The organism is Promicromonospora sp. NPDC060271 (genome assembly GCF_042726755.1).
GTDB lineage: Bacteria > Actinomycetota > Actinomycetes > Actinomycetales > Cellulomonadaceae > Promicromonospora.
On the sequence record NZ_JBHXBG010000027.1, the window covers coordinates 1 to 13215 of the forward strand.

A 13215-nucleotide genomic window follows, 5' to 3' on the forward strand; every position below is an offset into this window, starting at 1 on the left:
GTCGACGTGGTGTTCTTCCGCCACCTCGTCAGCGACGACGGCTCGGTGCGCCACACCGGTGACAACCTCGTCGGCGGAGCCGGCCAGGGCGGCGACGACGCCGCGCGGATGTTAGTGTCCGGCCATTCGGTGCCGGCATGGCGCCCAGCCCTCGGAGGTCGTCATGGTCCGGATCGACGCTCAGGCTGTCGGCATCGAGCCGTTCCTCGACGAGGGCGACTCGTTCATGTCAGTCTTCAACGCGCTGTTCATCATCATCCCGATCATCTTCGTCGGGATGATCGTCCTGATGATCGTGCTTGCCGTCCTCAATGCCAGGCGCCTCCGGAGCAAGGGCATCAGCCCTCTGGCCACCGAGGCGGAGATAGTGGCCGACGCCGTGCGCGGCTCCACGGCACAGCGACCCGGCGCTCAGCCCGCGGCACGCCCCGCGCAGACGCTCGAGGCACGGCTGGCGGAGATCGAGCAGCTGCACGCGACGGGCAAGATCACCACAGCCGAGCGCGACGCCGCGCGGGTCTCGGTGCTCGGTACTCTCTGACGGCCTCGCCGCACGACGGCCACCGCCCGGCGGTCAGCGCTGCCCGCCGTCAGCTCAGCCGGCTCAGCAGGTGCACGGTGACCGTGTCGCCGGCCTGCTTGTCGATCTTGCGGCGTAGGTCAGCGGCGACGGGGAGCTTGTGCGTGCCGTCGCCGAGCGCCATGAAGGAGCTGGTGAACGGGACGCCGTCGACGGTGCCGGTGACCTTGACCAGGCCACGGGTACCGAAGTACTCGGCGGAGCCGTCGAGCTTGAGATAGGTCCAGCCGCCCTTCGCCTCGCTCTGTAGCAGCACTGCGGTGAAGGTGCGGTCGAGCGGGCCTGCGCTGGTGGCGTCGCTGGTGGCTTCGGACATGGTCGGACTCCTTCGGTTCGGTGGTTCAGTGGACGAGCCCGATGGCGAGCGCCACGAGCACGAGCTTGAGCAGCCAGTCCCCCGCGTGGATGGCCGCGGTCTGCCAGGGCACGCGTTCCCAGATGATCGAGCCGGTGAGCAGCACGACGGGGAACGCAACCCACAGCACGAGCGCCAGCAGCAGCGACGAGGGCAGCGCCAGCAGGTCGCCCTGCGTGGCGATCCAGGCGAACCCCGCCCCGACCACGGCGGTGCGCACCAGCTCGGTCACCACCTTCCACGGAGCCGGGCGGCCGCGGTCGAGGGCCTGGTCGCCGAGTGCCCGCCGCTCGAGCGGCGTCGTGACGACGTAGTAGACGGAACTGAGCACGAACGCCGCGACGGCGGCGACTGCGATACCCCACACGATCATGACGATCCTCCTTTTAGTACTGACCAGTACTGTAACCCCGCGCAGCGAGTACCGTCCAGTACTATTTTCGGCGTGACCACATCGCCCTCTCCCGCCCGGCGCCGTGGCAGGCCAGGTGGCAGCCAGGGCACCGACCTGCTCGCCATCGCCCGCGACGTCTTCCTCACGCACCAGTACGCCGGCGCGACGATGGATGCCGTGGCCGCTGGGGCACGGGTGTCGAAGCAGACGCTCTACCGGCAGTACCCGTCCAAGGAGATCCTGTTCGGCGCTGTCGTCCGGGACTGGGTCGACCGTGGTCGCGACGCGATGCGGCCGCACCTGCGGGAGCTGATGGCGGCGGACGACGTCCGGCAAGGGCTGCTGAGACTCTCCCGGGTCCTGCACGCCGGGGTCCTGAGCCCGCCGGTGCTCCAGATGCGTACGCTGATCGCGGCCGAGGCAGAACGGTTCCCCGAGGTGGCCGCCGACTACGTCCGGCGTAGCTGGGACCACAACCAGGGGCTCCTCGCCGAGGCCCTGCGCCACCTGGGCGCGCGCGGCCTGCTCCGCGTCGACGACCCGGCCGTCGCCGCCGAGCAGCTCACCTGGCTCGCTCTCGCCGCACCCCTGAACCGGCTGACCCTCACGGCCGGCGCCGCCCGCTACAGCGCCGAGGAGCTCGACGCCGTCGCCCACGAGGCCGTCACCACGTTCCTGGAGCGCTACGGACCAAGGGACGGGGCGTCCTGACGTCGCCAGCGGCGGCGGTACCGCGCGAGACTCAGCGCCGCGGAACGTGCTGCCCCCGGCGCAGCCACTCCGGGGCCACGTAGAGGTAGCGCAGCGGCCCGGAGGCGGTCGACGCGTGCAGGAGCCGGGAGAGCGCGACCGCGACCGCCGCGGCGACCGGCACCACGAGGAGGCCGACGACGTCCGGGAGGACCGTCGACCCGGTCAGGGCGAAGACCAGCGACGAGCCCAGGATGATCACTGGCGTGTGGCCGAGGTAGACAGGCAGCGTCGCCGACCCGGTCCGCACCAGGACGGCGCTCCGGGCGAGGAACGTTCCCAGCGCGACCCCGGCGAGGATCCCGACGACGCACAGGAGGAAGTACACCCCGACGACGGACCGCAGACCCGCCGTCTCCACGACGGTGGCCAGGAGCGCCCAGCCGGCCAGCAGGCCGGTCCGCACCGGCCAGGACGTGCGGGCGAACGCGAGCAGCAGCCCGCGCAGGTGCATGCCGCAGACGAAGAACACGTAGTACTTGAGCGCACCGTTCCAGCCGACGTTGCCGAGGTCGAAGCCCTCGGTCAGCGCGACGACCGACGGGACCGCGGCGGCGAGCAGGTGCCAGCGCCAGTCGAGGGACCGCAGGAGCCGCGCGGCGACGCAGAAGAGCGCGAGCGCCCAGATGAACCACAGCTCGAACTGCGGGCGGACCGGCGACAGGATCAGGTCACGCAGCATCGGGCCGAACCCGAGCGGGGTCCCGCGCAGGGCGAACCCGATCAGGTAGCACGCGGTGCCGATGGCCTCCCAGATCACGAAGACCCACAGGTAGAGGCTCAGCCGGCGGTCCCACAGCGCACGCCACGTCGTCCCGACCGGGGCCACGACGCCGATGCGGTAGGCGAGCATGCCCGAGATCACGAAGAAGAACGGCATGCGCACGGAGGACACGTAGTCGTTGAGCTGCTCCCACCCGGCCACCTCGAACCAGCGCGCGGCGTGGTACAGCACGACCAGGAGCACCGCGATCCCCCGGCCGGCGTCGATCCAGACCTCACGGCCGGGAGTGCCGGTCATTCGTCCGTCCGCCTCTTCTGGAGGGCCAGGGGCGCCATCAGCGCCACGGCGAGGACCAGCACGGTCAGCGCGCTCTCGAGCGGGGCGAACAGCAGGTTCCAGATCGACTTCACGCCGAGGAACAGCAGCAGCGCGGACGCCATTCGTCCGGTGGTGAGCACGGCGATGCGCGTCACGAGGAAGACCAGCAGCACGACGGCCAGGGCAAGTCCCGGGATGCCGCACCAGGCCCACAGGTCGCCGATCACCGAGTGCACCTCGAACCCGCTGCCGAACATGTAGTTCTCGACGTACCCGTTGTTCGGGTCGTACCCGAGGGCGGCCATGCCGGACTTGGCCACGAGGACGTCGGCCATGTTGGGGACGGCCCCGCCGCCGAACCCGGCCGGCGACTCGGCCATCAGTGCGAGGGTGGCGCCGATCTCCGGCCGTCCGCCGGTGATCAGGGTGCCCGACGTCGAGAGCTGGAGCTCGGTGCGGAGCTGCGCGCCCTCGCCGAGGGCACCCTCCAGGATCGCGGCCTGGACCGAGAGGTACGTCCCGAACGCGAGCAGCCCGAACAGGATCAGGGTCCGGACGGCCGCGAGCCTGGAGGAGGCGGGTCTGCCCCACGACTGCCACACGACGAGCAGCGCGACCAGCAGCAGGATCGCGCTCGTCGAGCGTCCGCCGTTGAGCGCGGAGACGCCCGCGAGCGCGAGCACGGCGACGACGTCGAGCCACCGCTTGCGCCACCGCGTCACGATGGCGAGGACGATGACGGTGACCGGCAGCGAGAAACCGAAGCGCCAGGGGTTCTCGGCGAACGTGCCGCCGGCCGGGTTGATCCCGAGCAGGAGCCCGATGCCGAACACGGCTCCCACCACCCCCACCGAGGTGCGGCTGCGCGCCCACAGGACACAGACGATCCCGCAGACGAGCCCCAGCACGCCGAACACGGACTCGAGGAGCCCGACGGTGGACACGCCGCGCGTGTCGCCGTGCCAGAGCGTGAGCCAGACGCTCCCGGCCGCCGAGGCCACCCCGAGCACGACCGTCCAGCTGATCCAGCGGGAGCTGCGCACCCAGGGCGCCCACAGCGGTAGGAGCACCACGGTGAGCGCGAGTCCCGCGGTGAGGCCGAAGGACAGGTCGTAGCGCATCCCCGTCAGGACGAGGCAGAGCAGCGCCAACCATGTCGTAGCGACGCCCCAGCCCTCCCGCCCCGGAGGGGACGGAAGGGCCAGGGTCGTCTCGACAGGGCTCGACGTCACGGCGCGGGCGGTCCGGCCCACAGGTCGTCGAGCCGGACGGTGTTCGCGCCGGTCGTGACGCTGCCCGCGTTGCTCACCGCGTAGCCGACGCCGCCGGCGTCCTGCAGCTCGGGTGTCGAGTTCGTCGTCGTGAGCTGCCAGGCTGCCGGCTCGGCGGTCCCTGCCTTCCAGACCTTCGCCCGGATCGTGGTCGGAGCCGAGCCCGTGACCTGCATCCGGACGGAGAGCTTCTCACCGGCCGCCACCGTCAGACCGGTGATGTTGGCGGCGGCCAGCGTGGTCTCGGTGGACTGCAGCGAGTTGAGCTGGAGCTGGACCGCTCCGGTCGACTTGACCCAGACCTTGGCCCGGTACTCGCTGCTGAACCCGCCAGTACGTCCGGTCAGGGAGACGAACGTGCCACCGCCGTCGGAGATCTCGTCCAGCGTGAGCGCGCTCTTGATCTCCACGTCCCCGACCGACACGCCCTGCAGCTGTGCCTTCCGGTTGCTCCCGGCCGTCGGCAGGGCCATGAGGCCCTCACCGTCGGCGACCGAGAAGCTCGACGCCGTGCCGGAGAGCGTCCAGGGACCGCCTATCGGGGCCTCGCCCCACGCGCCGGTCACGGACCGTGCGAAGTCGTCGACGGCGAACTCGGCGGGCGCCGTCGCCTCGACCTGGACCGTGTCCTGATCGGTCGCGCCGTCGGCGTCGGTCACCGTGAGGGTCACGGTGTACGTGCCGGGGGCGGCGTAGGTGTGGGTGGCCTGCGCGCCGGTGGCCGTCGCGCCGTCACCGAAGTTCCAGGCGTAGGACGCGAGCGGACCGTCGGGGTCGGACGACCCACGTCCGTCGACCTCGAGGTCGAAGCCGTGGATGCTCGCCGCGGCGTCCGCGACCGGCAGCCGGTTGGGCCGGCCGCCGCTCACCGAGACCGTGTAGTGGTCCTGCACGGCGGCGGCGGACAGCACGGTCGGGTAGATCGCGACGTCGTCGATCACGCCGGTGTACCGGTCGCCGCCCAGGAGGGAACGGTTGGGCCAGCCGCTGAGGGTGTCGGCCCCGATCCGCCAGTAGCCGTTGTAGGCCTGGCCGCTGGTGATGTCGGCCCGGCTGGCGACGCGGACGCCGTCGACGAAGAGCTGCATGCCGTTCGAGCCGAGCGTGCCGACCACGTGGTGCCAGGCACCGTTGTCCACCCGGCCCGGCGACCGGAGCGTGAGCCTGCTGCCGCTGTTCACGCCGAACGAGAGCCGGCCGCCGGCGTCGACGTAGAAGAGCCGGTCGGTGGAGCTGGAGGTGCCCGTCGCGCTGTTGCTGTTGCCGTAGCCGACGATCCGGCCAGAGCCGGTGCCCTTGATCCAGGCCTCGACCGTGAACGTGTTCGGCGCGGGGGCGATGTTGCTGCCGGCACCGACGAGCCTGCTCGAGGAGGAGTTCTGGAACGTCGCGGCGGTGTTCGGGTCGCCGGTGATGGCGCCGGCGGTGCCGAGCCGGACGGCCGACGGCACGGTGAGGTCCGTCCCGCCCGCCCAGTCATAGGTGGTGGTCGCGCCAAGGGGCTCGCCGAGGCGCCAGTAGTTCGTGGCGCCGTCCTGCACCACGGTGTCCGCGTAGTCGCTGGACGGGGTGCTCGACACGGTCACGGGCACCCAGTCCGACCGCTTCACGTTGCCCGACGGGTCGGTGACCGTCAGGCGGTAGCTGTGCTCCGAGCCCGCCGCGAGCCCGGTGTCCCGCGCGGTCCGCTTCTGCGGCAGCCAGAACTTGGTGGCGATCGTCTCCTGGAAGACGGGCGCGTTCGCCTCCGAGTCGCGGTAGATCCGGTACGTGAGAGCCTCGTCGTCGCGGTCCCACGTGGTGGTCAGGTTGATGCGGACGGCACCCCCCGAGACGGAGGCCACCGTCGGGTTGATCGTCGCGCCGGAGTCGACCGGGCCGACCTTGTTCGGCGCGCTGGAGCGCTTCGCGTACCGGACGATCCCCTGCTGCCCGACGCCGTTCACCTTCGGGAACTCGCCGCCGTACACCACGTAGTCCGCGTTGCCGGAGACCGTCCAGACGGCCTGCTCCTTCCCGGAGTACGTGCCCACGTCGGTCTGGGGGTGCCAGGTCAGGAGCTCCGGACGCGGTGTGCCCGGGTGGTCGGGGTATCCCCAGATGTCCGGGGTGTTGGTGCCTCGCACCTCGTTGATCCAGGCGGTCGAGTGGTAGAAGTTCCACGGGTTCGTCTGCGGGAACCCGCCGCTGTTGCCGCAGTAGTGCTTGTGGCTGGCGGTGTAGACGACGTTGCCCACCGGCGCCACGTCGTAGGTGTCGCCGTGGCAGTCCTCGAGCCAGATGAGCGTGCCGTCGGTCCAGCTCGCCTTGAAGGTGCCCTCGGTGGTGCCACCCCTGCCGTAGTGCCAGCCGACGCCGTACCAGGCCTCGCCGTCGGTCGCCAGCCGCAGGATGCTGGAGTTGTCCCCGGCGTTGCGGATCTCGGTGTGGTTGATCGGGAGGTTGCGCGTTGCGCCGGTGGCGGCGTCGAGCCACGCGATGCCGTAACCGTTCTGCGTGTCGGAGTTGACCGAGGTGAACGTCCCCGAGATCGCCACGGACTGCTCGTCCGGGGACACGACGATCGACTGCACCTGCCGGTCGTCGACCACCGGCACGAACCCGGGGACCAGCGAACCGTTCGACGCGTTCGCGGCCGCGATGCGGTAGCGCGTGGCACCGTTCACACCGCCGAACCATCCGCCGAAGTAGACCTTGGTGTTGGTGGCCGCGACGGCCTTCGTGTTGCCGTTCGGGGTCGGGGCGAACGACGTGTTCAGGGTGCCGGTCGGCAGGTTGAACGCGGCGATGCGGTTGCGGGCGACGCCGTTCACGGTCGTGAACCCGCCCACCGCGTAGAGCCGCGTCCCGTCGGGCGAGGCCGCCAGGTCGGTGACGTTGCCGTTCAGCGTGTGGTTGAACGACGAGATCAGCACGCCGGTCGTCAGGTTGTAGGCCAGCAGGTTGGTGCGGGGCACCTGGTTCGTGCCGGGAGCCGCCCCGGCCGGCCGGGCGTTCTGGAACTCGCCGCCCACGTACACCGTGTTGCCGACGATGACCTGCTTCCACACGATCCCGTCGACCTGGACGGTCGGCAGGGCGTCCGCGGACACGCTGGCAGGGTCGGCGGCGACCTCTGCAGCGACCGCGGCGTCCGCGGGGGCCTGCTTGACGGCAGAGGCCGTCGGCGCGGCGACGAAGGATGCGACCACGAGCGTGACGCTCGCGAGAACGGCGGATGCACGCCGGCCGGACAGAGTTCGCTGGGACACGACTACCTCACTGGGAGACAAGGACCCGCCGGATCGCTGAGCCGCCGGACGATATGGGACCTGTAGAACTGACTGCTCATCACGCTAATTGCGGACAGGCCAGTCGGCGCGGTCAAATCAGGGTGAATCGCGGGTGATCTCGGGTGCCTCAGGCGCCCGTGAAGATCGCGATCGGCGCGTCGACCCGCGGATCGATCTCGAGCTCGACCTTGTCCTGGAACTCGGCCGGGACGCTGAAGACGAACACCCCGCGAGCGGTATCGCCGTCGCCGAGCTCCGGCTCGAAGGCCTTGCCGCCAGGCTTGAGCAGGGGCGATGCCGGGGTGCGGTCCGGGCCGTAGTAGGCGTTCACCACGACGGTCCGCAGGTCGAGCGTCCCGCCCGTGCCGTTCGTGACGTCGACCGTGAACCGGAGCGCCGGGCCACCCACCTCGCCGGGGACGTTCGACTCCCCGGTCACCTCCTCGACCTTCGGCACCGCCACGGTGACGCCCGGCTGGGGCGTCGCCTCGGCGCCGAACGGCGCCGGGTCGAGCGTCTCGCGGGCAGCCGGGTCCGCCGCGCCGCTGGGCTCGGCGTCGGCCGGGTCGCCGTCGGACTCGTCGTCGGACGGAGCGCCGCCGGGCTGCTCGTCGTCGCCGGCCCCGGGCTCGCCCGCCTCGGGGTCGCTCCCGGCGTCCGTGCCCGACGACGTCGTCGGGCTCACGGAGGGCGTGCCACCGGCGGCCGGGTCGGCGCCGGACCGCAGCGCGACCACCGTGACGACGGCCGCGACCGCCAGGACGAGCACGACCAGGCCGAGCAGGAGCCGGCGTCGAGTGAGGAGGGAGGTTGCGGACATGATCTCTGGAGCGTAGTCGCGTCGAGGGCCGCAAAGCGGCTGTTCCGGCGGAGTTCACCCCTGCCTGGCGTAGGGCAGGAGCACCCTGCCGAACGCCGCGAGCAGCTCGCCCCGGGACCTCGCGAGCGATCGCCGCCCCCGTGCGTCCCGTGCGATGTCACGCCGCACCGCTCCGCGAGCCACCTGCAGCGATCCGAGGACCCCCCGGGCCAGCCCCGTCGCGAGGATGCGCGCCCGCAGCACCGCCCGCCGTCCTCGGTCCGGCGCGACCATGAGCGCAACGCGCGCCGACGCGTTCGCGAGCCCCGCGGTGCGCGTGAGCAGGTAGGGCCGGGTGAGCCGGTCGGCGGGCACGACGTCGGACACCACGGCCTCGGCGCACCAGACGATGCGTCCCCCTGCCGCGGTCAGCGCGCTCGTGAAGAGCGTGTCCTCGCCACCCGAGAGCCCGAGGGCGGGATCGAACGCGAGGTCCGCCCGCCGGACCACCCGCAGGTCGAGCAGGAGGTTGTTCGTCGCGGCACTCCTGACCTGGTCGCCCGTGCGGAGCCCGTCGCGGTGGGCACGGTCGTAGAAGCCGCCGGCGACGACCCACGGTTCGGGTTCGGCCGCGTACCGGGACACCACGGGCCCGGCGACGGCTGCAGCGCCGGTCGCGCGGTACGTCGCGTGGAGGGCGTGCAGCCAGCCGGCGTGCGGCAGCTCGTCGTCGTCCACGAACACGAGCAGGTCCTGGTCGTCCGCCACGCGCAGCGCCCGGTTCCGGGCGGCGGAGATCCCCGGCTCGGGCTCGACGACCGCGGCCGCGCCGAGCCCTGCCACCACGGCCGCGCCGGCACCGGCCGGGTCGTTGTCGACCACCAGCACGGTCGCCACTACACCTTCGGCGCGGCGCGTCAGGTCACCGGCCTGCTCCACGAGCAGGGGAACGAGTGCCGCGATCCGCTCCGGGCGTCGGTAGGTGAGCACGGCGACAACCAACCGTTCCGTCCGAACTTCACCCACCACAATCACCCCTTCCCAGGCACCACGACGGCTGATCCGGCAGTTACCGTAGCGTGGCCCGCCCCCTTGATCCTCTGGAGAGCCGAGACTCGTGCAGGTTCACCCGCGCGTCCTGATGAGCGCCTATGCGTGTGGGCCCGGCGACGAGCCGGAAGCCGCCGCAGGCTGGGCGTTCGCCCGGGCGGCGGCCAGGTCCCACCGGGTGCACGTGATCACCCGGCACCGGTTCGCCCCCGCGATCGCGGCAGAGCTCGCACGCGAGCCGGAGCTCGCTCAGCACCTGACCGTCGAGTACCTCGACCTGTCCGAACGGGTGCTCGCCCGCAAGCGCCGCGGCAGCGACGTGTACTGGTACTACGTGCTCTGGCAGCGCGCGCTGGCCCGGCGGGCCGCCGAGGTGCACCGGGCCACGCCGTTCGACGTCGGCCACCACGTGACGTTCGCGAACGACTGGCTGCCCTGCGGGCTGGCGCGGCTCCACGACCTGCCCGTCGTCTGGGGTCCGGTCGGCGGCGCGAGCGTCATTCCCCTGCGTCTGGTGCGCTGGCTCGGGCTGCGTGGAACGGTCACGGAGCTGCTGCGCGGCGTGCTCACCGCGCCGCTGCGGGCCGTGTGGGGCGACGGCGCGGCGCGACGCGCGGCCGTCGTCGTCACGCAGAACGAGACCGTCGCGCGCCGGTTCCGCCGCGCCCGGCACGTGGTCGTCGAGCCGAATGCCGCGCTCGACGACGACCTGCCGGAGCGCGCCCTGCCGGCTCGGCCCGGACCGGAGAACGGGTCCGCCACAGACGTCCGGCGCGCCGTGTTCGTCGGCCGGCTGCTGGCCTGGAAGGGCGGGCGGCTCGCGATCGAGGCGCTCGCACGCACCCCCGGCTGGGAGCTGCACGTCTACGGCACGGGGTACGAGCGGACGGCGCTGGAGCGGCTCGCCGCCCGACGCGGGGTGGCCGACCGCGTCGTCTTCCACGGGCACCGGCCGCGGGCAGAGGTCCTCGACGCGATCGCCGGGTGCGACGCGATGCTGTTCCCGTCGATGCACGACCAGGCCGGCTGGGTCGCGGCCGAGGCGAGCGCCCTCGGGCGGCCCGTGGTGTGCCTGCCGCTGGGCGGCGTGCCGCTCCTGGCCGGCGCCAACGCCCGGCCCGCCGATCTCGAGGGCGACGTGGTCGGGCACCTCGCGGCCCGGCTCGCCGAGGCCGCGACCACCCCGGGCACGCCGTCCGGCAGGTGGTCCACCTCCCGGCTCCCGGACGTCGTCGCGCGCCTCTACCGGACCGCCACCGACACCGGCGCCCGTGCCGGCACCGGCGCACCCACCGGGAGCGCCGCGTGAGCGCCGTCCGCGTCCTGACCTCGCACCGCGAGCCGAGACCGACCACCAACCCGTACATCACGATGCTCACGGAGGCGCTGCGCCGCACCCCGGGCGTCGAGGTCGTCACCTTCTCCGCGCGGGCGGCCCTGCTCGGGCGGTACTCCGTGGTGCATCTGCACTGGCCGGAGACGATCATCGGGCTCGGCGGACGGCGGCTTTCGGGCCGCCTCGTGCGCTGGGTGCTCGCCGCCCTGTTCCTCGCGCGGCTCACGGTCGCCCGGACGCCCGTCGTCCGCACCGTGCACAACGTCGAGCTGCCCGCCGACGCGAGCGGCCCCCAGCGGCTCCTGCTGCGCTGGTTCGACCGGCTGACGACGCACCGCATCGTGCTGAACGACCGCACGGTGTGCCCCGGCCCGAGCACGACCATCCCGCACGGCCACTACCGCGACTGGTACACCGGCCCGCGCTCGCCGATGACACCCGGCCGGCTCCAGTACGTCGGGCTCGTCCGGCGGTACAAGGGGGTCGAGGGGCTGGTCGAGGCCTTCCGCTCCGTCGCGGACGACGCGCTGACGCTCGACATCGCGGGGGCCTCGTCGTCCCCGGAGCTCGCGGCCACCGTCACCGCCCTTGCCCACACCGACCCGCGGGTCAGCCTGCGCTTCGACTACCTGTCCGACGACGAGCTCGTCACCGCCGTGACCGCGGCGGAGCTCGTGGTGCTGCCCTACCGGTTCATGCACAACTCGGGGACCGTCCTGGCGGCGCTCTCGCTCGACCGGCCGGTCCTCGTCCCGGACACGCCGGTCAACGCCGACCTGGCCGCCGAGGTCGGGCCGGGCTGGATCCACACCTTCGCCGGGGACCTGACGGCCGGTGCCATCGAGGCGGCGCTGTCCGCGGCGCGCGCGCCTCGCGCGCCGTCCCCGGACCTGAGCGCACGCGAGTGGGACGACGCCGGGCAGGCGCACCTCGCCGTCTACCGGGCTGCCCTGTCTCGTGCGGGGTCCCGCGGAGGGCCGTCCCGCCGGGGATCGTCCGGCACGAGCTCCGCCGCGCTGCGCTCCGGGGCGTCCACGTGAGCACGGCCCGGGTGGGCGCGCCCTGGCGGTCCGTCGGCAACAGCGCGGTCGTCCAGGTGGTCGTGACCGGCTTCTCCGGGCTGCTCGGCATGGTGACCGCGCGCCTGATCATCGAGCAGTTCGGCGTCGCCCAGTACGCCCAGTACGGGCTCCTGACGTCCCTGCCCGCGCTGATCCCGTTCGCGGACCTGGGCGTGGCCGCCGTGGTGGTGAACGCCATGGCGTCGACGGACCGGGTCGACACCGACCCCGTCGTGCGCAGGACCCTGACCAGTGCCTTTCGGGTGATGCTCTGCTCGGGCCTCGTGATCGCCACCGTTGGCGCCCTGCTCGGGCTGCTCGGCTGGTGGCCGATGCTGCTCGGCCCCGGCCTGCTCGACGGCGGCGCGGCGACCGCGACGGTGTGCGTCATGGTCCTCGGCCTGGCGCTGCCGCTCGGCGTCGGCGCCCGGATCCTGGTGGGACTCGGCCGAAACGCCCTGCAGATCGCGCTCACCGGCCTCACCGCGCCGCTGGTCATGGCGGGCGTGCTCCTGGTCCTGCTGACCGGGAACGGTTCGGGCACCTTCCTCGCCGTCGCCTCCTACGCCGCGGCGGCCATCGTCGCGGTGGTGCTGCTGATCACTGCGTCCCGCCTGGTCCGACCCCAGGTCGGTGCCGCGTTCCGCGACGTGCCCCGGCTCCGGGCCGTCCCAGGGGTCCCCGTGTTCGACACCGCGTGGCCCATGCTCGTGCAGATGGTCTCGCTGCCGATCGCCATGCAGACCGGCCGGATCCTGCTGAGCCACCAGGGCACGCCCCTCGACCTCGCGCGGTACAACCTCGCGTCCCAGCTCTTCGGGGTGGTCCTCGCCGCAGTCGCGACGGCCGGGGTCGCGCTGTGGCCCCACTTCGCGCGGGCCCGGAGCCAGTCGGTCAAGGCGTCGCCCTTCCGGGCCACCGGCGTGTTCGTCGTGGCGGGCATCGTGCTGGCGCTGGTCCTGACCGCCCTGCTGCCGGTGGTGGTCCCGCTGGTGACGGGCAAGGAGTTCGGCCTCACCGCGTCGATCGTCGCGGCGTTCGTCGTGTTCACGGTGCTGCAGGCGGCCAAGTACCCCGTCGGCATGTACATGACCGACGGCCCCGGCCTGCGGGCGCAGGTGCTCCCGATCGTGTTGATGATCCCCCTGAACCTTGGCCTGACCTGGTGGGCGATCCCGCACCTCGGCGCGGCCGGCCCCGTGTGGGCGACGTCGGTATCGGTGCTGGTGTGCCAGGTGGTCCCCAACATGCTGTGGGTGCGCCGCTCCATGGCGCGGCAGGCGTGACCCGATGTGCGCAGCAGAC

The 13215-nt window shown here is 72.4% G+C and carries 12 protein-coding genes; 5 read left to right on the forward strand and 7 right to left on the reverse strand.

The window, feature by feature from the left end; genetic code table 11:
• Window positions 1-163: 163 nt before the first annotated feature.
• Complete coding sequence (locus ACFWE2_RS06670; RefSeq protein WP_377223427.1) at window positions 164-541, forward strand: hypothetical protein; 378 nt, start codon at window positions 164-166, stop codon at window positions 539-541.
• Window positions 542-590: 49 nt separating this feature from the next.
• Here the strand turns inward: ACFWE2_RS06670 and ACFWE2_RS06675 are convergent, their stop codons facing one another.
• Together ACFWE2_RS06675 and ACFWE2_RS06680 are read right to left on the reverse strand one after the other, a co-directional pair.
• Entirely contained in the window at window positions 591-896 is a 306-nt protein-coding gene (locus ACFWE2_RS06675) for a DUF1905 domain-containing protein (RefSeq protein ID WP_377223428.1), read from the reverse strand.
• Window positions 897-921: 25 nt separating this feature from the next.
• Entirely contained in the window at window positions 922-1308 is a 387-nt protein-coding gene (locus ACFWE2_RS06680) for a DUF1761 domain-containing protein (protein ID WP_377223429.1), read from the reverse strand.
• 72 nt (window positions 1309-1380) lie between these two features.
• Here ACFWE2_RS06680 and ACFWE2_RS06685 point away from each other — a divergent pair, with 72 nt between their 5' ends.
• Window positions 1381-2040 (forward strand): TetR/AcrR family transcriptional regulator, encoded by a 660-nt coding sequence (locus ACFWE2_RS06685; RefSeq protein WP_377223430.1) that lies wholly within the window; start codon window positions 1381-1383, stop codon window positions 2038-2040.
• Between the two features lie 31 nt (window positions 2041-2071).
• Here ACFWE2_RS06685 and ACFWE2_RS06690 read toward each other — a convergent pair whose 3' ends face one another.
• The 5 genes from ACFWE2_RS06690 to ACFWE2_RS06710 all read right to left on the reverse strand — a co-directional run bounded on the left by ACFWE2_RS06690 (window position 2072) and on the right by ACFWE2_RS06710 (window position 9453).
• Window positions 2072-3100 carry an acyltransferase family protein gene (locus ACFWE2_RS06690; RefSeq protein ID WP_377223431.1) on the reverse strand — a complete coding sequence of 343 codons (1029 nt, stop codon included), beginning with the start codon at window positions 3098-3100 and terminating at the stop codon, window positions 2072-2074.
• Complete coding sequence (locus tag ACFWE2_RS06695) at window positions 3097-4353, reverse strand: hypothetical protein (RefSeq protein WP_377223432.1); 1257 nt, start codon at window positions 4351-4353, stop codon at window positions 3097-3099. The genes ACFWE2_RS06690 and ACFWE2_RS06695 overlap by 4 nt, the downstream gene beginning before the upstream one ends.
• Window positions 4350-7643 (reverse strand): PKD domain-containing protein, encoded by a 3294-nt coding sequence (locus tag ACFWE2_RS06700; RefSeq protein WP_377223433.1) that lies wholly within the window; start codon window positions 7641-7643, stop codon window positions 4350-4352. Before ACFWE2_RS06700 ends, ACFWE2_RS06695 begins: the two co-directional genes overlap by 4 nt.
• A 148-nt stretch (window positions 7644-7791) precedes the next feature.
• Window positions 7792-8484, reverse strand: coding sequence for a hypothetical protein (locus ACFWE2_RS06705; RefSeq protein WP_377223434.1), 693 nt, complete (start codon window positions 8482-8484; stop codon window positions 7792-7794).
• 54 nt (window positions 8485-8538) lie between these two features.
• Window positions 8539-9453: a glycosyltransferase family 2 protein gene (locus ACFWE2_RS06710; RefSeq protein ID WP_377223435.1), complete on the reverse strand. Its 915-nt coding sequence runs from the start codon at window positions 9451-9453 to the stop codon at window positions 8539-8541.
• 151 nt (window positions 9454-9604) lie between these two features.
• Here ACFWE2_RS06710 and ACFWE2_RS06715 point away from each other — a divergent pair, with 151 nt between their 5' ends.
• Genes ACFWE2_RS06715 through ACFWE2_RS06725 form a run of 3 tightly spaced genes read left to right on the forward strand, consistent with a single transcriptional unit; the run spans window position 9605 to window position 13196 of the window.
• A complete protein-coding gene (locus tag ACFWE2_RS06715) occupies window positions 9605-10822 on the forward strand; it encodes a glycosyltransferase family 4 protein (RefSeq protein WP_377223436.1) in 1218 nt (405 codons plus the stop codon).
• Window positions 10819-11889, forward strand: coding sequence for a glycosyltransferase (locus tag ACFWE2_RS06720; RefSeq protein WP_377223437.1), 1071 nt, complete (start codon window positions 10819-10821; stop codon window positions 11887-11889). Before ACFWE2_RS06715 ends, ACFWE2_RS06720 begins: the two co-directional genes overlap by 4 nt.
• Window positions 11886-13196 (forward strand): lipopolysaccharide biosynthesis protein, encoded by a 1311-nt coding sequence (locus tag ACFWE2_RS06725; protein ID WP_377223438.1) that lies wholly within the window; start codon window positions 11886-11888, stop codon window positions 13194-13196. Before ACFWE2_RS06720 ends, ACFWE2_RS06725 begins: the two co-directional genes overlap by 4 nt.
• The last annotated feature ends 19 nt before the right edge of the window (window positions 13197-13215 follow it).

What these genes read in the sequence shown, in the direction of transcription:
- ACFWE2_RS06690 (WP_377223431.1), bottom strand. Translation starts at nt 3,100, where the DNA reads ATGACCGGCACTCCCGGCCGTGAGGTCTGGATCGACGCCGGCCGGGGG.
- ACFWE2_RS06675 (WP_377223428.1), bottom strand. Translation starts at nt 896, where the DNA reads ATGTCCGAAGCCACCAGCGACGCCACCAGCGCAGGCCCGCTCGACCGC.
- ACFWE2_RS06680 (WP_377223429.1), bottom strand. Translation starts at nt 1,308, where the DNA reads ATGATCGTGTGGGGTATCGCAGTCGCCGCCGTCGCGGCGTTCGTGCTC.
- ACFWE2_RS06705 (WP_377223434.1), bottom strand. Translation starts at nt 8,484, where the DNA reads ATGTCCGCAACCTCCCTCCTCACTCGACGCCGGCTCCTGCTCGGCCTG.
- ACFWE2_RS06715 (WP_377223436.1), top strand. Translation starts at nt 9,605, where the DNA reads ATGAGCGCCTATGCGTGTGGGCCCGGCGACGAGCCGGAAGCCGCCGCA.
- ACFWE2_RS06670 (WP_377223427.1), top strand. Translation starts at nt 164, where the DNA reads ATGGTCCGGATCGACGCTCAGGCTGTCGGCATCGAGCCGTTCCTCGAC.